This is a genomic window from Acinetobacter sp. S54 (assembly GCF_016624945.1).
Classification (GTDB): Bacteria; Pseudomonadota; Gammaproteobacteria; order Pseudomonadales; family Moraxellaceae; genus Acinetobacter.
In genome coordinates this window covers 16,590-41,632 of record NZ_JACVUI010000005.1, presented here as the reverse complement: position 1 = coordinate 41,632, position 25,043 = coordinate 16,590, and the positions used below count along the sequence as shown (strand labels likewise).

Below are 25,043 nucleotides of genomic sequence, written 5' to 3'. Positions count from 1 at the left end.
TAAGTGTATCTGTTTAAAATCCGACAGATAGACATGCTTCATAGAATGCAATATACACACGTTTACATTGTAAACAAGTCCTCGTTCACCAAACTGATACACGCCAGTTGTATTTTGTTGCAAATTTATTAGCTCTTGAATTTCCAGTAATTTTATTTTTTTGCTTTAAAAATTACCATTTATCTTAATCCTTTAAATAGTACGCATAAATATTAAACAAATTATTTCCATGGGGTCACTTTAGGCATCTAAATGTTTGTTTTTTGAGTTATCCACATAGTTATCTATACGTAATTTTTCAGGACTTTGCTAAGCTATGCATCGCAGAATCAGACAGATAATGAATGAATAAAAAATTAATAAAATGTCAAGATTGATATCAGGTTAAAATTACCGTATCTTGTGTTTAAAACAAACATTAACCACTAAGTCTTGTGTTTATTCCTCAAATATCGAGCCACCATTTTCGCCCGATTCAAACGGTCCAATGAACATAACTATAGATGACAATGGAGCTATGCTGACATGAGCGTAATCACTTCAACTCCTGGCCAACTTCAGGTGATTAAACGCACTGGGGAAGTTGCTGTATTTGATGCAGAGAAAATTTCCGTTGCGATTGGTAAAGCATTTTTGGCGGTCGAGGGTCAACAGGGCGCGGATTCAAGTCGTATCCACGATCGTATTACTCAACTTACAGAAATGGTCATGAATACTTTTAACCGCCGTTTACCTTCAGGCGGTACGATTCATATTGAAGAAATTCAGGATCAGGTCGAACTTGCGCTAATGCGTACTGGTGAGCAAAAAGTTGCTCGTGCTTATGTCATCTATCGTGAGCAACGTGCTAATGCTCGGCAGCAAGCAGGTGCCAATCACCACCCGACGTTACAGATTACAGATGCCAATGGCCAACTTCAGCCTTTGGATCTGGATGCCCTTTCAGCAGAAGTTGAAAAAGCTGCTGAAGGTTTGGAGGGTATCGATGTTCAAGCCATTGTCGATGAAACCATCAAGAACCTGTATAACGGCGTAAAAGCCAGTGATATCGCCACCACCATGATGATGGCAACGCGTACCCGTATTGAACATGAGCCGAATTACACTTATGTGACTGCACGTTTATTGCGTAATGAACTGGTAGCCAAAGGTCTTGAGTTTTTAGGTCTATCTGAAGATACACTGGAAAGTGATGCGCTTGAAACTTTCTTGAAAAAAGGCGTCGATCTTGAGTTACTAGATCCAGAATTATTAAATTTTGATTTAGTCAAACTTGCCGCAGCAATTAAACCAGAACGCTCAAATCAGTTTACTTACTTAGGTTTACAAACGTTATATGACCGTTACTTCATTCACTCAGATGGTATCCGCTACGAACTTCCACAATTGTTCTTTATGCGTGTTTCCATGGGTCTGTCACTGAATGAAGCAAATCGTGAAGAACGTGCAATCGAGTTTTATGACTTATTGTCTAGTTTCGATTATATGGCTTCTACGCCGACCCTATTTAACTCAGGGACTTTACGCCCGCAGTTATCTAGTTGCTATCTAACCACAATTGGCGATGACCTATATAACATTTATGGTGCAATGCGTGACAACGCAATGCTATCAAAATGGGCTGGTGGTTTGGGGAATGACTGGACACCAGTTCGTGCCCTTAATTCGTACATTAAAGGGACCAATGGTAAATCGCAAGGCGTAGTTCCATTCCTGAAAGTGGCCAATGATACAGCTGTTGCAGTCAATCAGGGTGGTAAACGCAAAGGTGCAGTGTGTGCCTATCTTGAAACTTGGCATTTGGATATCGAAGAGTTTTTAGAGCTGCGTAAAAACACAGGTGATGATCGCCGTCGTACCCATGACATGAATACAGCTAACTGGGTGCCTGACTTATTTATGCAACGTGTCTTTGAAGATGGTGAATGGACATTGTTCACTCCTTCTGAAGTTCCTGATCTTCATGATTTAACAGGTCAGGAATTTGCAGAACGTTATGCACATTATGAAGCGATTGCTAAAGAGCAAAACTTCTTACATAAGAAAGTTCGCGCTCAGGACTTATGGCGCAAAATGCTGTCCATGCTGTTTGAAACAGGTCATCCATGGATTACGTTCAAAGACGTGTGTAACCTGCGCTCACCACAACAGCATGTCGGTGTAGTTCACTCATCGAACCTGTGTACCGAAATTACGCTGAATACTAATCAGGATGAAATCGCAGTATGTAACTTAGGTTCAATCAATCTTGTGCAACATGTACAAGGGGGTGCATTGGATCGTGAGAAACTGGCACGTACCATTAAAACAGCAGTACGTATGCTCGATAACGTCATCGACATTAACTACTATGCTGTGCCACAAGCAAAAAATTCAAACCTGAAACACCGCCCTGTCGGTATGGGAATTATGGGTTTTCAGGATGCCCTGTATGAATTAAACATGGCTTATGGTTCTGATGAAGCAGTTAATTTTGCGGATGAATCAATGGAAGTCATCAGCTACTATGCAATTCAAACATCAAGTGAACTTGCTGTGGAACGCGGTGTTTATTCAACATTTGAGGGCTCACTTTGGGATCAAGGTATTTTGCCAATCGATTCTCTGGATATTGTGGCTAAAACTCGTCCTGAACGCATGTTTGAAGTGGATCGTACTCAACGTCTGGACTGGGACACATTACGTGCCAAAGTTAAAAAAGATGGTATGCGTAACTCAAATGTGATGGCAATTGCACCGACTGCAACGATTTCCAATATTTGTGGCGTGTCTCAATCGATTGAGCCGACATTCCAGAATTTGTATGTCAAATCAAACCTGTCTGGTGAATTCACAGTGATCAACCCTTACCTTGTTCGTGCTCTGAAAGAGCGTGGTCTTTGGGATAGCGTGATGGTCAATGACTTAAAACATTTTGAAGGTTCGGTACAGAAGATTTCACGTATTCCTGAGGAATTAAAAGCCATTTTTGCAACTGCATTTGAAGTTGAGCCACGCTGGATCGTAGATGCTGCCTCACGTCGTCAAAAATGGATCGATCAAGCACAGTCATTGAACCTGTATATTGCAGGTGCAAATGGTAAGAAGCTGGACATCACGTATAAAATGGCTTGGTTACGTGGTTTAAAAACAACCTATTACCTTCGAGCTTTAGGTGCAACTTCTGCTGAGAAATCAACCATTAATACAGGTGCATTGAATGCAGTTAAAGCCACAACTGTTGCAGCACCTGCTGCGGCAGTCGCTCAGGAAATAAAACCAGAAGCAACTGAAGACGGTTTTACCCAAGCAGCCCCTGTTCCAATGGCTTGTTCAATCGATAATCCTGATTGTGAAGCTTGTCAGTAATTAAAGTATAAAAAAAAGCCCTCTAGCGTCCGTCAAAACTAACTAGAAGGCTTTTCAATCTCGAAGTGATACCAAGATGGTCACAACGGGGCTGGCATAAGATAATGCGTTAAAGATTCTACCATTGAATTTATTAACGAGCCAGTAAGAGTCATCTTGATTTGTATCAGGAGATAATAAATGGCGAATAAAGTCGCAAGAAGTGCTGTGACTGGACAATATGTAACTTTGGAATATGCAGAAAAGCACCCAAAAACTACAGTTGTTGAGAAAGTTAAGCCTACCACGAAATCATCTAAAAAATAATTTCGTAAATGTGGATCTTAATTTCGGTTAAGATTCACGATTAAATACAAAAGGTATACGATCATGTTACATCTCAGTCATAACTATACACTTGGTTTAGCTGTACTGGTCTTTGCTTTTGTTTTTTTCTACGCGCCTATGGTTTACGCTTTTTTTAAAATTCGTAAGCAACAGCGTAATCAAAATAAGTAGTGGGGATATAGGTTCTATCGAATAACTTTAGAACATCTATCGACAAAACTTAATTTTGCTTACACAGAATAAGCGTATAGTAATGGCATCTTCGTAGAAAGATGTCGATAACGATATTAACAACGAAGAGAGAATTTGATTATGTCTATCCTGAGTTGGGACGATTTCGAAGATGATTCGCAAAAACCGGCTGCACCTGAACACAAGTCTGCGCCCATCGAACCGCAAAAAGCGCCTGCTACGCCGTTGGTATCTGATGCAGAGCCATCATCGCCGCGTGTGGCAAATGTACAATCCACTGGAACCTCTACCAGTCGACCAACAGATTCAACCGATTCGGTGGCTCGAGCATCTGAATCCTTAAAAAATCTGGATATTAGCGCAGGTTTGCAAGAGATTGAAACAGGGGCCAATCGAGTACAAGTTGATGATAAAGCCATGATCAACTGTCGTGCTGACTTAAACCAGTTAGTTCCTTTCAAATATGAATGGGCTTGGCAAAAGTATCTAGATGGCTGTGCCAATCACTGGATGCCGCAAGAAGTTAATATGAACCATGATATTGCATTATGGAAATCTGAAAATGGCTTGACGGAAGATGAACGCATTATTGTTAAACGTAATCTTGGCTTCTTCTCTACAGCAGATTCACTTGTGGCAAATAATCTGGTTTTGGCGATTTATCGTCTGATCACTAACCCTGAATGCCGCCAGTATATTCTACGTCAGGCTTTTGAAGAAGCGATCCATACACATGCCTATCAATATTGTATTGAATCTTTAGGTATGGATGAAGGCGAAATCTTCAATATGTATCATGAAATTCCAAGTGTTGCCCGTAAAGCAGCATGGGGCTTAAAATATACGCAATCTTTGAGTGATCCGAAATTTGAAACAGGGACACCTGAAACCGATCAGCAGTTATTGCGCAATTTGATTGCATTTTATTGCGTACTTGAAGGGATCTTTTTCTATTGCGGCTTTACTCAGATTTTGAGTATGGGTCGTCGTAATAAAATGAATGGTGTATCTGAGCAGTTCCAGTACATCTTGCGTGATGAATCAATGCATGTGAATTTTGGGATCGACATGATTAACCAGATCAAGATCGAAAACCCGCATTTGTGGACAACCGAATTCCAGCAGGAAGTGATTCAGATGATTCTGGAAGGCACTTTGCTTGAAATCGAATATGCTCGTGACACCATGCCACGTGGTGTATTGGGAATGAACGCGGCAATGATGGAAGAATATTTAAAATTTATTTGTAACCGTCGTTTGGCACAACTTGGCTTAGCAGAACAATATCCAGGTGTAACTAACCCATTCCAATGGATGTCTGAGATGATGGATTTGCGTAAAGAGAAGAATTTCTTTGAAACGCGCGTAACAGACTATCAGACTGGCGGTGCATTAAGCTGGTAATTTTATCGTCCCGTGATAACCCAATTATTATCTAAATAAAAAAGAACTGTCTTATTTGACAGTTCTTTTTTATATTTCATGCATCTCAAAAATTAGATCAAATCAAATAGAAAAATCACACAAATGAATATCTGAAATCTAACATAAATAGTTTGATAAACTTTGCATACGATAAATGGATTTAATGAAAAAAGAGTGTCTTTTGCAAGTGACTAACTCCCTTTTACTCTCAAGCAATATAGTAAAATCAACCTGTTAATCTCATCAAAAAAAGAAACGTAAATAAATTATTCCTACTCTAAGAGATGGTTTTTGGAAATGACGAACATTTTTACATTCATTTATCTGTTAATAAGGAACATTTTAGACCATCTGTTCAATAAAACAGCATGAAAATTCAAGTGAATTTTTGTTGATTAAATTTTAAAACATGGTTAGATTTTTGAGATTCATTGTTGGTAAACAATGATGGGACAATTTTTTAAATTTATGTGGTCAAGTCAAATGAAAATTCAGGGACTGAAACAATTCAGCATTGCAAGTATTGTTATTGCACTATCCAGTTTTAATTTAAGTCATGCAGATGATGCCTTTAGTCCTCAAAGCAAATATTTGTTTGGTGACTGGAATGGTAAACGCACAGAGTTAGCCAGTCAGGGCGCAAATTTTGACGCCAATCTTTATGTCGATACAGACTATCTGGCTGATGGTGGCTACAAACCAAGAGATGGTGCAACTTTTGCCAGTCAACTTTGGTTAGGCAGTAGTCTTGATCTGGAAAAACTGTTGGGTTGGAGTGGTGTTTCAGTACGTGCCATTGTTACTGCTCGTCAGGGTCAAAGTACGAGCGCAGAAAATATTTCATACCCAGGTGCGCCGCAAATGGCCAATACTCAAGCGACTTGGGGGCGTGGCAATGTTGACTCACGTCTTACCCAGCTTTCGATTGAGAAAATTTTTGCAGATACAGGCTGGAGCGTTCGTGTAGGCCGTATGGGTATGGGATCATATTTTAACGTCATGGGCTGTGACTTCCAGAGCACGTCATTTTGTACCGCACAAAACGGTAAATGGATGGGGAACGTCTGGTACAACGAACCTGTAGCGCAATGGGCGGGTATTGTTAAATACAGATTTACGCCTGAACTTTCTGCACAAGTGGGTGCATTTGAGTTTAATCCAACCAATATCAAGGAAAATCAGGGTTGGAATTTAAAATCTGAAGAAGCTGAAGGTGTTACGGTTCCTGTTGAATTACATTACCAACCTAAACAAGGGATTAACCAGTTACCGGGAAGCTATCGTCTAGGTGTGTTTTACAACAATGCAGATAAAACACAAAACAAAGATGTGCTGACTGGCGAGCAAAAAGATCGCGCCTATGCAGGTTGGCTGACCGTAGATCAACAATTAAGTTCTATCGATGGTAGCAAACGTGGTCTATATGGATTTAGCAATATTTCTTTCCACGACAAAACCGTCAATAAAATCGATAATACCCAGCAAATTGGAATTCGCTATTTAGGTCTACTAGATGAGCACCCCAATGATATCTTGGGTTTGGGTGTTAACCGAATTCATGTTAATGACCGTTATCGCAAAGGGATTTACAATAAAGGTGCGATTAATGAAGATGCTGAATACAATATTGAGCTCAACTATTCCCACTACGTCACGCCATGGTTGATGTTACGTCCTGTAGTTCAATATGTTATTCAACCTGGTGCAACCGATAAGGTAGATAATGCATTGGTACTGGGTTTGACAACCAAAGTCATTTTTTAAAACCAGTTCAATGCTTAAAATGCTGTGAGTTTAAAACTGACAGCATTTTTATTTGATTGGTTCGTCATTTTTAAATGAATCACTAAAATTAACATCGCCTTACTTTTTTATTGGATTAATCTCTGCCAAGATAAAAATACAATAAAAGCAAAATAAAGAGGTAATGCCGATGATTTCAAGAAACCTCCCTCTCACCGATCTCCATCGACATCTGGATGGTAATATTCGCGTACAAACCATTCTGGATTTGGGTCAGCAATATCACGTTAATCTGCCTGCACAAACTGTGGAAGAATTGCGCCCACATGTACAAGTCATGGACAATCAACCTGATTTACTCAGTTTTTTAGCCAAACTAGATTGGGGGGTAAAAGTTTTGGCAAGTCTGGAGGCCTGCCATCGTATCGCTTATGAAAATATTGAAGATGCCAAACAACATGGTCTGGATTATGTCGAGCTACGTTTTTCTCCGGGCTATATGGGAATGACACATCAACTGCCTTTAGCTGGTGTTGTTGAAGCGGTGATTGATGGGGTACAGCAAGGTTGCCGTGATTTAGGAATTAAAGCCAATTTGATTGGTATTATGAGTCGCACTTTTGGACAAATAGCCTGTCAAGCTGAACTTAATGCCTTACTGACACATAAAACTCATATCACCGCACTGGATTTAGCAGGCGATGAGTTGGGGTTTCCCGGAACTCTTTTTCTAGATCAATTTAAACAGGCCCGAAATGCAGGCTGGCGTATTACCGTACATGCAGGTGAAGCAGCAGGGCCAGAAAGTATTTGGCAAGCCATACAGGAACTTGGTGCAGAACGAATCGGTCATGGAGTGAAAGCTATTCAAGATCTGAAACTTATGGATTATCTAGCTCAACATGAAATTGGGATTGAGTCGTGTATCACGTCAAATCTACAAACCAGTACCGTCAGTGCGATAGAACGACACCCGATTAAAGACTTTTTGCAACATGGCATTCTAGCAACGATCAATACCGATGACCCTGCAGTAGAAGGAATTGAGATTCAGCATGAATATCAGGTGGCGGCACCGCAGGCAGGCTTAACACAAGAGCAGATCCGAACCGCTCAGGAAAATGGCCTCAAAGTGGCTTTTTTATCGGAACAGGAAAAGCAATTATTAAAAAATCAGGCTTTGGCTCGTCAACATGAAATCGTATGATTTTGAAGACTTAAACAGATATCGTTTAAATGGCTATAAAAATGGCCATTTATTATGGTTTAATCAATCAATGCTTGTTTTTTCTGATGTAAATTCTCAATATGAACACGATTGGTTTTCCAGGATGGATCAAGTATTTCTTTTTCAATGCGATATTTAATGCGTTTTTGCTTCATAGCAGGAATAACATCTTGATTAAATTTTTTCACATGTGTAATCCAGTCTTTACCTTGACAAACATGTTCTGGCATGGCGGTTTTAAACTCACTACGTGATGTAAATACAATCACTGAGTGTAAATATTCAGGAGTAACCACATCTCCAAGAATTTGCTCCAATGCCTTTACATGCTTAAAGTTTTGATGAATTGGATTTTGAAATCGATAACTTTTCTTATAAATTTTTTGTGTCCATTGTTTCTGATTAATACTGCCAAAAATCCAGCCTGTATAGTTTTTAGTTTCGATAATAAAAATCCCATAGGGACTAATCAAAATATGATCAATTTGTGTTGTCCCGTTTTGCTCATCAGGAATTGTACAATTATTTAGCATAATATATTCTTCACCCAGATAACGCTTGGCATGATCGATGACCATACTCTCTCCCATTTTCCCCTTAAAAGTGGGTGAAGATAAATAGGCCAAAAGACCCATAATGACAATAAAAAACACAATATATAAAAACATGGAATTATCCTTATATTTTATAGGTTTAGAATATGAATCACACTTAAATATTATTCATTTCTAAGTCCAATAAAATTTCTTTTTTATCTAATCCACCTGCAAATCCAACCAATGCTCCCGCCGCTCCAATTACACGATGACAGGGCGCAATGATCGAAATAGGGTTTTTTCCATTTGCGGCACCTACGGCGCGCACCGCTTTTTCATTTCCTATTTGCTGGGCAATTTGTTTATAGCTTCGTGTTTCACCATAAGGAATGCTTAATAATGCAGCCCAGACTTGTTTCTGAAAATCAGTTCCCTCAAAATCAAGCGGAATATCAAATACTTTACGATGACCTGAAAAATATTCAATCAGCTGTTTTTGAGTATTTAATAAAATTGGATGAGAGACATCTTCAGTCAGTTCAGCTAGACGTACTCTTTTTGGATTTTCATTATCCCAAAGAATGGCAACCAAAGCCTGTTCATTCGCCACTAATTTCAGCTGCCCTACAGGTGAAGACATATAAAGATACGATAATTGCATATGAACTGCCTTTAAGTAGGAGATGACAATTTCATCAATACAAGACCTGAAACAATTAAAATCGCAGCCGTCATTCGCATTGCGCCCATAGGTTCATGCAAAATCAGAATACCAACGATAAAAGATCCAATTGCGCCAATTCCAGTCCAGACTGTATAAGCCGTGCCGAGTGGCAAGCTCCGCATTGAAATTGATAATAATATGACACTCAAAACCATAAATATAACGGTAATGATACTTGGCACCAAACGGGTAAAACCTTCTGACATTTTCATTGAATATGCCCAAATGACTTCAAAAAGTCCCGCCAGAATTAAGATTGCCCAAGCCATTTTATTCTCCATGATCAGGCGTCAGGTCGGCCTGACATTTTTTCCCTCATATGGGGGAGGTCGTTCCTCCAAGACAGTGATTATAATCAATTTATGTGACATGACCAATTCGAGTCGGTTAAATTTCTAAGACTCACGCCAGATCATTTGGTCAACTCGCATCAATTCACATGCCCCGTCACCTGTATCTTCACGTGATAAAGAACTTCGCCAACGCCAACCATCACTGGATTGAATTTCAATTAATGTGCCTTTGAAGAAAATTAAATCATCTTTTTTTATTTGTTGTATTTGTTTAGCAATCTCTGGAGTGGCTGGAACCAGATGCATATTGGCACTATGTTTATTGATTTCACTCAGCGAAATGGGAGGAACCGAGGTAATACGCCAGTGGTACCAGCGGTTGGCTTGTGAGATATCAATCTGTTTATAAATACTCGGGTTAGCCATCTCCCCCCATCCTACCGCAATATCTGTAGGTGAAAATTGGGCTTCCCTCCCTGTATGATAGTCTTCACGTGACAAAATCCTAAACGTACCTTCATAAGGCTGTAATTCCTGAATATGGATTTGACTATTTGAACTAAACTTTTCGACATTTGGAGTAGGTTTAATCCAATTTATCCACACTCCCCATCCCACGGCTATAATCAACACAAAATACAACCATTTACGCATCGTAAATTCTCAATATTGTTATGGTTTTAAGGCTAATTTATTCAAAATAAGAATGTTAAACACTCTTAGATAAATTAAAAATATCACCAACATCGCCATGATTAAATCAATGCTGGCTTTCCCAGTGAATTGAATTAGCAATCCAGTAACAACCAATCCAGTCGCAACGGTTACATCAATATTCTGTACCAGATGACTCCAATGCAAAGGCCGATTTCTTATATAATCTTTGGCAATTAAATAACGTGATAAAATGGAAGCCGTCAGGATAATAACTCCTTGTAAAATCATGAAACTGGCTAAAGGCACGTGTGGATTATAATAACAATGTACAAGATCAACCAATAAACAGGTTGCAGCCAACAGTTCAAACCAAGCCAAGGCATGAATTAGTTTATTTCTGAGCAACGGCTCTATCGCAATAGCATTGTTAGCAACTAAATAAATGAGTGCATCCATTAAGACTAAGAGACTGATTGCAACTAAACTCAATGACGACGCCAAAATCGCCATACACAACGTCACCAGACACAACACAATATAAATGGAAGATAACCATGAAAGAATTTGTGTTGTTTTAATCACGGGTTTCAATGTTGTGGTAACTGGAACAAAGTTAGATAAGGTTTGTTGGTAATCTAAGTGTTCCAATTGTTGTTTTAATAAATCCGTAACACGCTCAACGTCACCATCATGAAAAATTGCCATATGCTGAGTTTGATGATCCATCTCAATATATTTAACCTGATGGCATTGTACTAAAGCTTTGCGCATTTCACGTTCATGCAGCATATCCAGTTTGGGAATATAGTAATAACTGACCCATTCCGACTGGATATTATCTTGTTCTGAAAAATCATATTCATCATCTGTAAATAAATCGACGTCTGCGTGTAACTCCCTTTGAGATTGAAAAAAAGCATTAGAAAGCAGAAAGCGTTGGTACTGTTGTTTTAGGCTCATTGACGCACCAGATCAGATGCAAAAAGAATGTCATCAGGTTAGTTATGATGACATTCTATACAGCTTTATTTTGATGAATCAATTAAAACTTGAAACTAATCCCTGCGCCATAGCGCCAACCCGATTCTGAATTCGTTGCGACTTGATGACTGGTTTGGCGATCACCTTTTTCATGCCGATAAGCAATATCAATGAATGGCATCACTTTTTTACTGATTTCATAACGAGTTTGAATACCCGTTTGTAAGGATGTTAATCCCGCTTTTTGAGCATAATCTGATTCATCCCGAATCAGAATGTCTGCTTTGATATAAGGTTGAGTAATTAACTTTTGCGTAAGCAGAATATCACGCTCAGTTTCTAGACTTAAACTTATATGTTGATCTTGTCCTATATAAAGATAGGCATCGGTTTCAAAGAAATACGGAGCTAATCCATGTAAACCAAATGCAGCATCAATCGCCTCCTGACGATACACATCAACGGCTTTATTACGATAACGTAATCCTGCTTGAACATCCCAAAACTCAGCAATATTTCGGCTATATAAAGCTGAAATAGCATAATCGGCTTTCTCACTTTCTGACTTTTCACTATGAGCTTTAATGAAAAGCTTATTTTCATCTGTACCCACCCACGTTTCCAGCTCAGTAGTAAACTCACCCTGCCCGTGCTTATCCACTCGCCACTGATGATCCAGTTTAGTTGCCTGATAAAGTTGCCCGCCATGTTCCCGACGATGATCATGATCTGAATGATCGTCAGAAAATACATTTGAGTGCATTTTATCTACTGTCGTTACAATCTTCTTTTCAGGTATTGGTATTTTAGAATGATCTTGAACATCTGACATAGCCATGTCAGGCATCATCATGTCATCTCCTTCATGAGCAAAAGTCCATGAACTCATCATAAATCCCGTTGAGAATATCAATGCAGTCATCAATTTAGTGGTGTGCATGTTGACCTCCTTGAACGGGTTTTACGGTATTTGCGGATGAAATATCAGGTAATTCATCTTTATCGACTTTAGCCACGATCAATTTATTCATCATGCCTGCCGACATGTGGTACAACAAATGACAATGAATCGCCCATTCGCCGAGTTCATCTGCGGTCAAAAGTACGCTCACAGTTTTACCCGGTGGCACAATAATGGTGTGTTTATTCGGAAGATTCTGTGAAGATTGGCCATTTTCCAGTTGTACAAACATTCCATGCAAATGCATCGGGTGCGCCATCATGCTGTCATTAATAAATTTAAGACGAATACGTTCTCCATATTTGACTACCAAAGGCGTGGCCTCATTATATTTTTTACCATTCATCGTCCAAATATAACGTTCCATATTTCCGCCTAAACGGATCACTAATTCTTTTGTTGGCTGACGAGTATCTGGTTGAGGCGCCAAAGATTGCAAATCCTGATATTGCAATGCTTTTAAACCTATAGGCGTTGAAGCGTTTGCCCAACCTTGTACCGTTTGCGTTGACTGGGGTATAGATGACTGATTCGATGTCTCATGCTGCATCATTCCCTGATGATTCATTTGATCATGCGATATGCCATGTCCCATCTGCTGATGCGACATGACATCATCATGCAGATGTTCTGGCATTTCAGACATCGATGAAGAGGGTGCAGATGTATGTTGCATTTTCTCTGGCATATGCATCGGCATAGAAGAATGATCTGAAAGTTTTGAATTTTCAGACATGTTGGCATGTCCCATGTCTTGCATGCTAAGTAATGCGCGTGGTCGTGCAACTGGAATGGCAATGTGCTGAGGTGCAGGCGTAGCCCCATTTTGCAGACTTGCCAATGCAAAACCGCTACGATCAATCGATTCAGCCTGTATCTGATAATGTGGGGCCGTCGGCTCAACGATCACATCATAAGTTTCAGCCGTACCAATCCGAAATTCATCGACCGCAACAGGTTTCACAGGCTGGCCATCTGCACTCACGACCATCATTTTCAAATTGGGAATGCGTACATCAAAAAATGACATGGCAGATGCGTTAATAAAACGTAATCGGACTTTTTCACCCGATGTAAATGCTCCACTCCAGTTCTGGTCAGGGGTCTTGCCGTTGACCAAAAAAGTATAGCCTGTGACATCAGATAAATCGGTTTTAAGCATCCGCATCTGATTCCACATTTTGCGATCTTGCCAGGTGGCTTTCAGACCGTGATGTTTGAACTGCTGAAAGACATCGCCTAATGTTTCACGCTGATTTTGATAATATTCGGCCGACTTTTTCAGATTTTTCATGAGTGTTTCACTCGATGAATCATGAAAATCCGACAACATCACCACATAATCACGCTCAGTCTGTTCTTGCGCTGTAAGTGGTTGCTTATTCTTTGGATAAACAATAAAGGCCCCATATAAGCCATCTTGCTCTTGTCCCTTACTATGCGCGTGATACCAATACGTCCCGTTTTGACGCACTTTAAACTGGTATTCAAATGAACCATCAGGTTTAATTCCCTGAAACCCATTAAACCCAGGTACACCATCCATAATGCCGGGTAGTAATAAACCATGCCAATGAATCGAAGAATCCTGATGCTTCAGGCTATTATGAACATGAATAACCGCTTCATCTCCTTCTTCAAATTCAAGCTTGGGTGCTGGAAACTGACCATTCACCGTAATTCGCTGAACTGATTTGCCTGTGACATTGACTGTTTGTTGTGCAATATCCAAATAATATTCCTTCACCGCAGCCAGACAGAACGGAGAAACAGTAAAACACAGTCCTGTAAAAAGAACATTTCTTAATAAAATAGACATGACTAACCTCAAAATTTAAAACGTGATGTTTAGCTTGATTTTGAGATTAGACTTTTGGCGGCCTGAGAATTTCGTGCCAAAAACCAGCAAGATGCTGAACCTTATAATCAGGATGGGATGCTATGTTTGCAGCAAATACAACTGGTTGGGGTAATGCCGGACTCACATGCTCAACATAACTATTTAAATTTTGACAATGCAACTGATGACAGTCCTGACAGGATTGTAAGATCGCAGAGGAATGTAATGACGTCTTCTGGTGACAATGCACCATGCTTTCATTTGTTTTTTTTAAATCATTCTGTACTGTTGCATGTTGCATATTTCTGGAATGACATGGCGATATATTTGAAGCATGCTGCATTGTATGAACCGCATTTTGCATCATTCCTGCATGCATATTTTTGACAGAAGCAACAGCCACACCACTCCAGCTCATGATAAAAACCATAAGCAACACAAACCATGTTTGCCTGCGCTGAAGTTGATACAACCCTAAAATCCCCTCAAGTACATCTTTCATACCATTAAGCGGAATAGCATACCCAAGTTTATGTATAGATACAAATACGCGCAATTTTTCCTAAAGAAATCATTATTCCTTTTTCTATTTATTTCTGATCAGTTTCTACTTTTTAAACAAAACTCGTGAGATGTATCACAGACTAAAAGTAAAACAAAATAAACGACTTAAAATGCATAAAAAGAAATCGAATTGATTTCTTTTTATGCAAATTTCATGGATTTTTTAAACGATTGATATTATTTTGATTATTCTATCAGCAGCTTATCCACCGCGTTATCAACATAGTTATCCAGAGAGTTATAAACAAAGTTATCCACATCTACCTAAAATAAAGCAACGCTTTATTTTGAGGGCAATACCCAGTTTTACTGTGTATAAAAATATCGTGTTGAACGCAGAATTAAACCTGTTGTGCACCGACTTTAGCCAATTCAGTACGCATTTCGTCAATCACAACTTTATAATCTGGTTTGCCAAAAATAGCAGATCCAGCCACAAACATATCAGCACCAGCTTCCGCAATTTCACGGATATTGGCTGGTCCTACGCCACCGTCTACTTCCAAACGAATTTCACGTCCACTGGCATCAATAATCTGACGAGCTTGACGTAATTTTTCCAATGTCATTGGAATAAATTTTTGACCACCAAAGCCTGGGTTTACACTCATTAATAGGATCTGATCAACTTTATCCAGTACATAATCCAAATAATGTAACGGCGTGGCAGGATTAAATACTAAACCAGCTTTGGCTCCCCCCGCCTTAATCAACTGTAAGGAACGATCAATATGATCTGAAGCCTCGGGATGAAAAGTAATAATATCAGCACCCGCTTCAATAAAATCCCCAATCATACGATCAACTGGCGAAACCATTAAATGTACATCGATCGGCGCTTTGATCCCATAATTCTTCAAAGCCTTACATATCCCAGCACCAAACGTTAAATTGGGTACATAGTGATTATCCATGACATCGAAATGCACCACATCTGCGCCGGCCTCCAAAACTTTTTCAACATCTTCACCTAAACGTGCAAAATCAGCAGAAAGAATAGATGGTGCAATTAAATAAGGCTTGGACATGCGGGACCTGGCAGATAGCAAACAAAATGTGATTATAGCAAAAAGTGCCTTTACTGTGGGTCACACACTTCATTTGAATCTATAATCATTTGCAAAAAAGTAACACTCCCAATGATTTTATCTATCATTTTCAAGCGTACATTCGTTAGGATAACTCCTATCTTCTAAAGCATCTTCCCAAGGAAAATCAAGATATGCAAAGCTCAACCTCTATTGCAACAACAGAAGCACGACGGATTGCAAAACGTTTACTCAACCATTGGAAACATAAATTTGAAGTCGCTGAAACAGAACATGACTTTAAAATCTTTATGCCGACTGCGACCGTTACATTGACGCCTCTTGAACAAACATTGGAGGTTCTGATTCGTGCTGAGAATGAAGACACTATTCGTCTGGAAGGGGTGGTACTAGATCACCTTAACCGAATGGCACAACAGGAATTTGAGGCAAACTGGACACATCAATAAATTTATGTACGACTACTGACTAATAAAATGAAATCCAAATTCATGGATTTCATTTTTAACATGCTGAATCGCTTATATACGCTCGAGTTGCACGGCATGAAACTGTAGATGATCATCGATAAAGCTTTGAATAAAATAATAGCCATGATCATATCCAGCATGTTGTCTTAAACTCAGTTTTTGCCCAACATTACTACAGGCTTTTTGGAATAGCTCAGGATTTAACTGACTATAAAATTGATCGTCTAAACCTTGATCGATTAAAATTTCAGAGAATAACGCGCCTTTTTGTTCAATTAATGCCGTGGCGTCATGCTGGTTCCATAAACTGCGATCATCGCCCAAATAATGGGAAAATGCCTTTTCACCCCAAGGGCATTGGCTTGGTGCACAAATAGGAGCAAATGCTGAAACCGATTTGAATTTTTCAGGGTATTTTAGTGCGAGTGTCAGTGCCCCGTGCCCTCCCATACTGTGACCAAAAATTCCCATTTGACCTTGGATGACAGGAAATTGCGTCTCAATTAAGGGATAAAGCTCATCGATCAAATAACGTTCCATTTGATAATGTGCTGCCCATGGCATCTGTGTCGCATTAATATAAAACCCAGCTCCCAGCCCCAAATCCCAACTGTCACCTTTGGCAACGTCTTCACCACGTGGAGAAGTATCTGGAGTGATAATAATAAGATCAAGTTGAGCAGCCAAACGCTGTGCATGTGCCTTAATTGCAAAGGTCTCTTCAGTACAGGTTAAGCCTGCAAGATAAAATAAAACTCCACACTTTTCACCATTCAACGCTACAGGCGGCAAAAACACACCAAATTTGCTCATGCCATTCAATGCTTCTGATTGGCATTGATAAATACGCTGTTCACCCTCAAAGCAACGATTTTTTTGCAACATTTCCATGGTTTTTTTCCTCATGTTTGGCAGCGGTGGTTTGGGGTAGATTTTGTTGAGGGAATAAATGCTGTTCCAATTGTGGCAGCATGAGTTCCATATTTTTACCAATTACCCATTGTGGTTCAGAGGGTTCAAAGCCCTGAGCTGATTCCCACGTCGCAACAGTTTCCTGAGCTTGTTTGAATGCATCTTTCATTGAATGCTGGTCACGCATGGCCTGATCAAAAAAAGCGCGACCAAAATAGGTGTAATCCGCTTCATTGGTACAGCCAAAAGACTGACGATCAGCAGCAGAGGCTGTGATAATCAAGGTATCAGGAGATTGTAATGCAGGAATAAAACTTCCCGAAAAACAGGATGAAATCACTATCACACGCCAGCGAATACCTGATTTATCTAGCGTCTCACGAAGCCATTTTGGATCGACTTGATTTAAATCCAGAGGCGCATTTTCGATTTCAAATTCATTGGGTCCGCCGTGCGATGTCATATATAAAAACAATACATCACTTTCTTTATTCATTTGCTGGCCAATACGACGCAAGGCAATGGTCATACTGGTTTGTGATGCAATCGGAACCTCAGTACGAGTATCAGGATTATTAATTAACATCATAGAACGGCCAAAAGTGCCAAAACGTGTATCAAACTGCTCCTTGATACGCATAATTTCCGACTTAAACACATCCTGATAACTAGCACCCGCAACACCAAGAAAATACCAGTGGCTTTGAGCAAACTCACCATATTGAATCTGCTCAAGTGACTTATTTAATAAACGACTTTGGGCATAAAAAGCATTTTCTGCAAATGTTGGGGCAACATCTTCAACTTTCCAGATGGGCTGACTGCGCACAGAACCTTGCCAAACGACTAATGTCACCAGCGTGGCAATCATGATTAATGCACGCTCCCACCACGGCCATTTTAATTCACGCGAAAAAACCCAAACCACTGCCAGACTTTGCCAGACAAACAACACCATAAATAATGTAGGTAAATAGTCGTAGGTAAAATAAGGTAGATAATCTAACTGTCCAAGGAACTGAATAAAACTTTGTAGCAAGGCAATATTGGTATCCAATACCAACCATAAAATTGTCGGCACCAACATCAAGCGGGAATTGTTAGTACGTTGTGACAGAAAAATTCCGACAATTAAGGCAAGAAAAGGCCAAAGCGCATAACTGACCAAACCTTGAGAATTAAACTCACCATTCTGACCTGCAACCAGCCAACTAAATAAAGTATTGGCTGCACCGCCAAGTACACCCCAGACTAAAAGCTGAAAAATCGAAGGATGGACAATTTGCAAACAACGTCTCGACCCTAAAAATAACCACATGCCAGCAATTTGGTTACTTTTGAAATCATGCCAAAAATTGATGGAAGGTTTAAGGTCGATCATAAAAAATTATTCAGGAGTAATAATGCATAATCAGTTTATGCTGGTGTGAAATTATATCAATAATGCTTTTATCTATATAACAAATATTTGCTGATTATTGAAGCAATGATCACAATTCATCACAGAGCAAGCTGGAAATATGCATCGAAACGACATGCGTCACCCAGCCATTGATGATCAGGAGTTTGCGCATTGAGAAAAATAGCATGTCTTGGACGTTTCACAATAACTCGTTTAGCCACTTGTTGGGCCAAAGGTAGCAATGAATCCCCCAAATCCATTTCACCTTGTTCAGGTAAAAGTAAATGCAAAAGTTGCATTTGTTTTTTTACCTGTGCCTGTTTTTTTACAGTGTGTTGATGCTGATCACGCTGTGGAAACATAGGATCCAGATAAATCACATCCACTTGCTGATCATGCTCAATACATGACTGTAAATAATGTGCAGAATCAGCAAATACCAATACGATTCGATCCACGACTTTCGCCAAGAACATATCTGATCGCGCCTGCTGCTGCGCATCTTCAAGTAAAGTAAATAAAATTGGATGACGTTCAAGCAAGGTTACCTGTGCACCCAAATGAGCCATTAGCAAACTATCGTGACCTAAACCTGCTGTTGCATCGATCAATTGAGGAGCTTCACTCAACTGACAGGCACGAGCAATCATTTCAGATTTAATGCTGGCACGTTTTAAACGAGAGATTTCAGCTTTCCAGTCTGGCTGCATTTTCATGCCATTGGCACATAACCAGAGACTGTGTTCATCAACACAAAGTGCCAAGTCTGGATGCTGTCTGAAAAAACGTGCATTGAGTTGTTCAACTTCACACAACTCAATGTCCACACCTCGTTCACACAAGACTTGCTGATAGTGTTGTGCAGATTTTAGCTCTGAGGCGGTGAAAAATAATTGCATGATGATTGATTCAAACTCCCTATTACCAAAGTTTCCAGCCAGTAAATGCAAAAAGTAAGATAATCAAACCAGAAACAATTCGATACCATGCAAAAATCATAAAATCACGTTTAGCAACATAAGCCACCAAAGCACGGATCAATAACAATGCTGAAATGAATGAAACTAACAAACCCACAACTAGAACTACCCAATCCTGTTGTCCCTGAAATACATCATGGCTCTGATATAGATCAAGCAACCCTGCACCAATAATTACAGGAATACCCAAAAAGAAAGAAAATTCGGTTGCTGCTTTACGTGATACACCTAAAAACATAGCTCCAATAATAGTCGCACCAGAACGGGATGTTCCTGGAATCAGAGACAATACCTGAATTAACCCAATCCAGATTGCTTCTTTTAGACTGATATTTTCAACTTCAACTGCATTCACCTTCGGCGGATTTTTCTCAATCCACATAATGATTAAGCCACCAATAATCAATCCCATGGCAACTGCAACATCGTTGAATAATAAATCTTTAACTGTTTGTCCAAATGTCAGACCAACCAATACAATCGGTATAGATGCGACAATCAGACTAATCGCCAAATGACGGCCCTTGGCTTCACCTGTCACCATGCCAGTAGCAGCACCCCAAAGACGTGACCAATACTCATAAATAACTGCAGCAATTGCACCCATCTGAATTGCGACAACAAAAACTGCACTTTTCTCAGGCGTCCAGAAATTCAATAATTCAGAGGTTAAAATTAAGTGTCCAGTGCTAGAGATGGGAAGGAATTCAGTAATGCCCTCCACGATTCCCATAATCGCTGCTTTTAATAGCAGTAAAAGATCCATAATTTATCCTAGTTCGACTTACCTTGTTCTGCAATTTTTTTCCAAGCATTATCCCTTAAATACACAGGTAATGCCTGCTCCGCACTGACCCAACACTTCTGTTTAGCATAATGTCGAGCAAGTAACGCAATATCACGTGCGGATGGACTCAGGCTACTTGACGGTTCAGAAACAGAAGAAGAAATAAGCTTGGCACCTGAACCTACACACGTAAATTGAGCATAGGACTGTGCCAACTCATAATTTAAAAGTTGTTCTTGGCCGTGGAGTTGCATAATGCCATCTTCATCACAACTAAAATTGGCTAGATATACTTCCTGCATGCGTGCATCCAGAATCGCCGTTACCTGACTCAGTTGTAACTCACGATAAGCTGCTTGCGCCAAAGCCTGTAAAGTAGAAACAGGAATCACAGGTAAATCATTAGCCCATGCCAATGCTTGAGTCACCGCGGCATTAATACGGACGCCACTAAATGATCCAGGCCCACGACTAAATGCGATTGCGGTTAAATCGCTATAGCTGATTTGTGCCTGTTGCAAAGCCTGTTCAATCATGGGCAAAATGGTACGTGTTTGAGCCTTAGCCTGCGTATCCATTTGAAAAAAAAGCTCATTTGACTGATCAATCAAGCAAACAGAACAATGATCATTTGCCGTTTCCAATGCCAGCACATTCATGCAACTTCACGCCATTATCTATTTAAAAAACGTTGGCTATCATACTCTAGAACCTATATTTAGGCGAGATTTTCAATTTTACTGATACAAAAAATCTCATCTGTAACAGTTCACTCAGTAGATGTTATTTAAAGGAAAAAGGGTGTAATTGCATAAATCGCTTATAGTGCTCCGCATAATGTAAGGCACTCAGACGTAATTTTGCTGCTCCAAAATCATCTAGAGTTTTCACAATTTTACCGGGGGAGCCCATCACGACAGAATTATCTGGAATTACCTTGCCTTCTGGGATCAAAGCATTTGCACCAATAATACAATTTTTGCCAATTACCGCATGATTCAACACCACCGCATTGATACCAATTAGACTATTTTCACCAATCGTACAGCCATGCAACATGGCTTGATGTCCAACCGTCACATAGTCACCAATATTGAGTTCAACACCTGCATCAGTATGCAGTACGGCATTTTCCTGAATATTGGTAAAGTGCCCTAAACGAATTGGACTATTATCAGCGCGAATTACTGCGCCAAACCAAACACTAACCTGTTGACCCAGTTCAACTTGACCAATGACAGTAGCATTGTCTGCAATCCATCCATCCCAAGGTTCAATCAATGCTTTTGGTGAATGTCCTTCAAAGCTATACATCATAATGACAACATCCTGTTGTTTTTTCGAATTAAAATTTACGGGGTTGAAAATTAGGAGAATTTAAAAGGAAAGGCCAGTCTTTTTGATAATCCAATCCATAATGAAACAATGCAATCAGCATTCTTGCCGTCAATCCCCAAATGACTTCATTTTCCACTTGTAAACTGGGAAAATACAATGATTGATGCGCGTATTTCACTTCATAAGGGGTTGCTGGTACAGTGAGCAATTGATTTAAAGACGCAAAAAAGATCCGATCAATTTCTGTCGGCTGTGCAATCAGCTCAACAGTGGGAGGAATCAATCCCACAACGGGTTTCACCAACATACCGCTACGTGCGCGTTGCATTGGTAAATCGCCAATCAACTCAACATCAAAAGGATTCAGCGCCGTCTCCTCCTGAGCTTCTCTTAATGCGACCACAATATTACTGGTATCACCGGCATCACGCTTTCCTCCAGGAAATGACACTTCACCCGCATGATTGGTTAATTGAGTCGAACGGCGCGTCAACAAAACCTTTGGATTTTGTTCATTGGTAATCGCAATTAACACCGCCGCCTGTGCAGGCGAAGTACGTTTTGAAAAACGTAAGCGTTGCTGCAAAAGATGCGTGAGTTGCTGCTCTACCATGCTTTTCTCTCTATATTCTTCTCCTTGTCATCATAGCCGAAAAATCTAGTCGTTCGTATAGAAATGATGCGAAAGTCCAAAATTTCAGTTATGCTGAGGCATCTTTTTAGCTGATGATCATTATGAGTTTTTGCACCGTTTGTGGACATGAAACTGAAGATAAAATTCCGTTGGGCGATCATCAGATTCGTCGTGTGTGTACACATTGTGGATATATTCATTATGAAAATCCAAAACTGATTTGTGGAGCTTTAGCCATCTGGGAAAATAAAGTCTTATTATGTCGTCGTGCTATCGAGCCTCGTTATGGGTTATGGACACTTCCAGCAGGATACATGGAATTATTTGAGACGATGGAACAAGGGGCTGCACGTGAAACTCGCGAAGAAGCCGAAGCTGAAATTGATATTGAACAATTATATTGCACATACAATATTCCACGAATTGGACAAATCTATGTGCTTTTTAAAGCAACACTAAAAGATGGCGTTTTTGGTGCAGGTGAAGAAAGTATTGAATGTCGTTTATTTGAAGAAGATGAAATTCCATGGGATGAGTTGGCTTTTCCAAGCGTAGAACGAACATTAAGACATTATTTTGAAGATCGAAAAATTCAACACTATCCTGTACATCTGGAAACATTAGGTACACGGTTAGATCATACTGGATAGTTTTTCACTTATTATTAGTTTAAATAAAAAAACAGGGGAATCATCACGATTACCCTGTTTTAATTTTAGACTGAATTACTTCTGTTTAATGGTGTAACAACTTGGTAATTCAATCGCCAATGTTCCATTTACCCGTTTTGCCAACTCTTTTTGTACGTCTGTTGGGGCTGGTGAAACATCCTTGATATTATTATAAACTTTTTGATAAGCCGCATGAATATTAATCCAGTTGGCTTGCTCATTACTAAAGTTTGTAATATTTATGCCTCGAGCAGTATTATGATCTGTTAAAAGATTGTGTAAATTAATTTTCACACCGCCCGAACTCAGAACTTGAGCAGTTCCACTAGAAGTCGCCGTAACAGATAAACTCTGGTTAAGTCCCAAAATCACCCCTTCTAACAGGCCAAATTTAGTATTAGTCAAAATCATACGGATAGTTAATGATTTATCAGTTGTATCATAATTACCAGTACCCGTCGTTCCTACCCTAAATTGTTGAACCCCATTACTATCTATCATGGTATCAGGGTTAACTGTTGCACATGTGCCTGACATATCATTAGCAGTCGCATCGGGTTTAATATCCGAACGAATATCACCATTTTCATCAATCACAATTCCCAGTTTTACATCTTTAACTGTCGTATCGCTAAATTTTACAATCAAAGTTGCATACATTGGGAATACATAATATTCACCCGTTTTGACATTCTTTTGGGTTGTCAGGATCTTTTTGTCCAGATAGGTAATTGGATTGGTTTTAGAAATATCAATAGTCCCATCAAACTGCTCTGGACTAAATTGCTGTGTCCATTTACCGTAGCTTGCAGAATCACCCGTACTATAACCAGTGGCCTGTTTATAAACAGCTTCTGTGCCAGGTACGATATAACCGTTGATTAAACGACCTTGTGTAATGCGTAAAGGATCACCACTTTGATCTGCCATAGAGAACACAAATGGGGTGCTTGCTAACTTTTTAGTTAAAGGATTAATCCAGTTAGTCTGTGCTTCGGCATTCATTTTCTTCGGTGCGATTTTACTAATGAGCGTTAAACGTTTTAAAGAATCGCTAATAACTGTTCCTTCACTGGTCTTATCATCAGGTTTGCCTTTCCATTGCAAACCATAACCAAATGTATGACCTGTACGATCAGAGAGCAAATACATATTACCAATAATTTCATTACCTAACAGGCTCTTGCCATGAAAGCCTTCAATGTACTGCTGATCAACGCCACTTTCAGCGGGCAACGGCCATGGTAAAAAATCAGATTGGAAACTGCCTGCATTTTGCATATTGAGCATTTTGGTAACAATATCAAATGCCGTCTGGTCATCAACCACAGAAACATCTACCCATGGTTTCAAAATTGCAGGATAGCTACCATCTTTAAAATTCGTCACATCAATCGATTGACTGATATTTTTTAGGTTACTCTTATAGTCTTCATCTAATTCTATTGGTTGAAGATCACCAATTGCATTTTTCTCGTTAACGGCTCCAGCAGCCTGAAAAATTTTAACTAAAGCCATGGCGACTTTAATCGTTTCATCATTTTGATCCAGACTGGCAGGCGCTTTACCAACCATTGCAGTTGCAATATCTACTAAGGAAATCGGAGCATCTGAAATTTTTAAAGAGGTGATTGTTTTTAAATCAACCGCACCTAACGTTATTTGTTTGTCCGTTCCTTGCCCTTTTATAGAAAAAGTTGCTGTATCACCCAACTTACATGCACCTGAAACAGCATTTGAACTATTTTGAGTAATAAAGTGGTTAGTGGTATCACTGCTACAGTCAAAATTTAACCCAGCTACAGGATAATCAAAAACAAATTCCAAACAATCATCAGAAGTGGCAGAACAACTAGTACTTGCTGTAACACCCGTACTACTCGGTGGGTCGACATTAATATTTCCGCCTTCACCACCACATCCACTTAAAGCAGCCATAAGAGCTGTTAAGGTGAAAGGAATTAATATTTGTTTTTTCATA

25 protein-coding genes are annotated in these 25,043 nt (G+C 39.6%); 8 read left to right on the top strand and 17 right to left on the bottom strand.

The genetic code is table 11. The features are described from left to right. The first annotated feature begins 525 nt into the window (after window positions 1-525). The 6 genes from IAE20_RS09585 to add all read left to right on the top strand — a co-directional run bounded on the left by IAE20_RS09585 (window position 526) and on the right by add (window position 8,242). Window positions 526-3,348 (top strand): ribonucleoside-diphosphate reductase subunit alpha, encoded by a 2,823-nt coding sequence (locus IAE20_RS09585; RefSeq protein WP_200460970.1) that lies wholly within the window; start codon window positions 526-528, stop codon window positions 3,346-3,348. 180 nt (window positions 3,349-3,528) lie between these two features. Next, window positions 3,529-3,654: a hypothetical protein gene (locus IAE20_RS16865; RefSeq protein ID WP_265092547.1), complete on the top strand. Its 126-nt coding sequence runs from the start codon at window positions 3,529-3,531 to the stop codon at window positions 3,652-3,654. A gap of 60 nt (window positions 3,655-3,714) precedes the next feature. After that, entirely contained in the window at window positions 3,715-3,846 is a 132-nt protein-coding gene (locus IAE20_RS09580) for a preprotein translocase subunit YajC (RefSeq protein ID WP_200461061.1), read from the top strand. A gap of 141 nt (window positions 3,847-3,987) precedes the next feature. Then, window positions 3,988-5,271 carry a ribonucleotide-diphosphate reductase subunit beta gene (locus IAE20_RS09575; RefSeq protein WP_200460969.1) on the top strand — a complete coding sequence of 428 codons (1,284 nt, stop codon included), beginning with the start codon at window positions 3,988-3,990 and terminating at the stop codon, window positions 5,269-5,271. A gap of 504 nt (window positions 5,272-5,775) precedes the next feature. After that, entirely contained in the window at window positions 5,776-7,056 is a 1,281-nt protein-coding gene (locus IAE20_RS09570; RefSeq protein ID WP_200460968.1) for a carbohydrate porin, read from the top strand. Between the two features lie 169 nt (window positions 7,057-7,225). Next, window positions 7,226-8,242: an adenosine deaminase gene (add, locus tag IAE20_RS09565; RefSeq protein ID WP_200460967.1), complete on the top strand. Its 1,017-nt coding sequence runs from the start codon at window positions 7,226-7,228 to the stop codon at window positions 8,240-8,242. Between the two features lie 59 nt (window positions 8,243-8,301). Here add and IAE20_RS09560 read toward each other — a convergent pair whose 3' ends face one another. From IAE20_RS09560 to rpe, 9 genes are all read right to left on the bottom strand, one after another. Next, window positions 8,302-8,931 (bottom strand): nuclease-related domain-containing protein, encoded by a 630-nt coding sequence (locus IAE20_RS09560; RefSeq protein WP_200460966.1) that lies wholly within the window; start codon window positions 8,929-8,931, stop codon window positions 8,302-8,304. Between the two features lie 43 nt (window positions 8,932-8,974). Beyond that, window positions 8,975-9,460 (bottom strand): methylated-DNA--[protein]-cysteine S-methyltransferase, encoded by a 486-nt coding sequence (locus IAE20_RS09555; RefSeq protein ID WP_200482511.1) that lies wholly within the window; start codon window positions 9,458-9,460, stop codon window positions 8,975-8,977. Between the two features lie 11 nt (window positions 9,461-9,471). Then, window positions 9,472-9,792, bottom strand: coding sequence for a DMT family transporter (locus IAE20_RS09550; protein ID WP_200460965.1), 321 nt, complete (start codon window positions 9,790-9,792; stop codon window positions 9,472-9,474). 126 nt (window positions 9,793-9,918) lie between these two features. Beyond that, window positions 9,919-10,470 carry a hypothetical protein gene (locus tag IAE20_RS09545; RefSeq protein ID WP_200482510.1) on the bottom strand — a complete coding sequence of 184 codons (552 nt, stop codon included), beginning with the start codon at window positions 10,468-10,470 and terminating at the stop codon, window positions 9,919-9,921. Between the two features lie 18 nt (window positions 10,471-10,488). After that, window positions 10,489-11,433, bottom strand: a complete 945-nt coding sequence (locus IAE20_RS09540) for a hypothetical protein (RefSeq protein ID WP_200460963.1) — start codon at window positions 11,431-11,433, stop codon at window positions 10,489-10,491. 82 nt (window positions 11,434-11,515) lie between these two features. After that, window positions 11,516-12,217 carry a copper resistance protein B gene (locus IAE20_RS09535; RefSeq protein WP_227611063.1) on the bottom strand — a complete coding sequence of 234 codons (702 nt, stop codon included), beginning with the start codon at window positions 12,215-12,217 and terminating at the stop codon, window positions 11,516-11,518. A gap of 163 nt (window positions 12,218-12,380) precedes the next feature. After that, on the bottom strand, window positions 12,381-14,234 hold the full coding sequence (locus tag IAE20_RS09530; RefSeq protein ID WP_200482509.1) for a copper resistance system multicopper oxidase: 1,854 nt from the start codon (window positions 14,232-14,234) through the stop codon (window positions 12,381-12,383). A 46-nt stretch (window positions 14,235-14,280) separates the two neighbouring features. After that, the gene (locus IAE20_RS09525; protein WP_227611053.1) at window positions 14,281-14,811 is read right to left on the bottom strand and encodes a hypothetical protein; all 531 of its coding nucleotides are present in this window, start codon (window positions 14,809-14,811) and stop codon (window positions 14,281-14,283) included. A gap of 349 nt (window positions 14,812-15,160) precedes the next feature. Continuing rightward, complete coding sequence (gene rpe, locus IAE20_RS09520) at window positions 15,161-15,847, bottom strand: ribulose-phosphate 3-epimerase (RefSeq protein ID WP_200460960.1); 687 nt, start codon at window positions 15,845-15,847, stop codon at window positions 15,161-15,163. Between the two features lie 194 nt (window positions 15,848-16,041). Between rpe and IAE20_RS09515 the strand changes: the two genes are divergently transcribed. Further along, a complete protein-coding gene (locus IAE20_RS09515; RefSeq protein ID WP_200460959.1) occupies window positions 16,042-16,317 on the top strand; it encodes a DUF2218 domain-containing protein in 276 nt (91 codons plus the stop codon). 72 nt (window positions 16,318-16,389) lie between these two features. On the opposite strand, the gene fghA is transcribed toward IAE20_RS09515, so the two are convergent. The 7 genes from fghA to IAE20_RS09480 all read right to left on the bottom strand — a co-directional run bounded on the left by fghA (window position 16,390) and on the right by IAE20_RS09480 (window position 22,370). Then, window positions 16,390-17,229, bottom strand: a complete 840-nt coding sequence (fghA, locus tag IAE20_RS09510; protein ID WP_200482508.1) for an S-formylglutathione hydrolase — start codon at window positions 17,227-17,229, stop codon at window positions 16,390-16,392. After that, on the bottom strand, window positions 17,198-18,631 hold the full coding sequence (locus tag IAE20_RS09505) for a C13 family peptidase (protein ID WP_200460957.1): 1,434 nt from the start codon (window positions 18,629-18,631) through the stop codon (window positions 17,198-17,200). The genes fghA and IAE20_RS09505 overlap by 32 nt, the downstream gene beginning before the upstream one ends. A gap of 119 nt (window positions 18,632-18,750) precedes the next feature. After that, window positions 18,751-19,551 (bottom strand): class I SAM-dependent methyltransferase, encoded by an 801-nt coding sequence (locus IAE20_RS09500; protein WP_200460956.1) that lies wholly within the window; start codon window positions 19,549-19,551, stop codon window positions 18,751-18,753. Window positions 19,552-19,573: 22 nt separating this feature from the next. After that, window positions 19,574-20,398 carry an undecaprenyl-diphosphate phosphatase gene (locus IAE20_RS09495; protein WP_200460955.1) on the bottom strand — a complete coding sequence of 275 codons (825 nt, stop codon included), beginning with the start codon at window positions 20,396-20,398 and terminating at the stop codon, window positions 19,574-19,576. Between the two features lie 8 nt (window positions 20,399-20,406). After that, window positions 20,407-21,078 (bottom strand): tRNA (adenosine(37)-N6)-threonylcarbamoyltransferase complex dimerization subunit type 1 TsaB, encoded by a 672-nt coding sequence (tsaB, locus tag IAE20_RS09490; RefSeq protein WP_200460954.1) that lies wholly within the window; start codon window positions 21,076-21,078, stop codon window positions 20,407-20,409. 124 nt (window positions 21,079-21,202) lie between these two features. Continuing rightward, the gene (locus IAE20_RS09485; RefSeq protein ID WP_200461059.1) at window positions 21,203-21,733 is read right to left on the bottom strand and encodes a gamma carbonic anhydrase family protein; all 531 of its coding nucleotides are present in this window, start codon (window positions 21,731-21,733) and stop codon (window positions 21,203-21,205) included. 31 nt (window positions 21,734-21,764) lie between these two features. Beyond that, window positions 21,765-22,370 carry a CoA pyrophosphatase gene (locus tag IAE20_RS09480; protein WP_200460953.1) on the bottom strand — a complete coding sequence of 202 codons (606 nt, stop codon included), beginning with the start codon at window positions 22,368-22,370 and terminating at the stop codon, window positions 21,765-21,767. 122 nt (window positions 22,371-22,492) lie between these two features. On the opposite strand from IAE20_RS09480, the gene IAE20_RS09475 reads away from it, so the two are divergent. Next, the gene (locus IAE20_RS09475) at window positions 22,493-23,041 is read left to right on the top strand and encodes an NUDIX hydrolase (RefSeq protein WP_200460952.1); all 549 of its coding nucleotides are present in this window, start codon (window positions 22,493-22,495) and stop codon (window positions 23,039-23,041) included. A 75-nt stretch (window positions 23,042-23,116) separates the two neighbouring features. Here IAE20_RS09475 and IAE20_RS09470 read toward each other — a convergent pair whose 3' ends face one another. Then, on the bottom strand, window positions 23,117-25,042 hold the full coding sequence (locus IAE20_RS09470; protein WP_200460951.1) for a hypothetical protein: 1,926 nt from the start codon (window positions 25,040-25,042) through the stop codon (window positions 23,117-23,119). Window position 25,043: the final 1 nt, after the last annotated feature.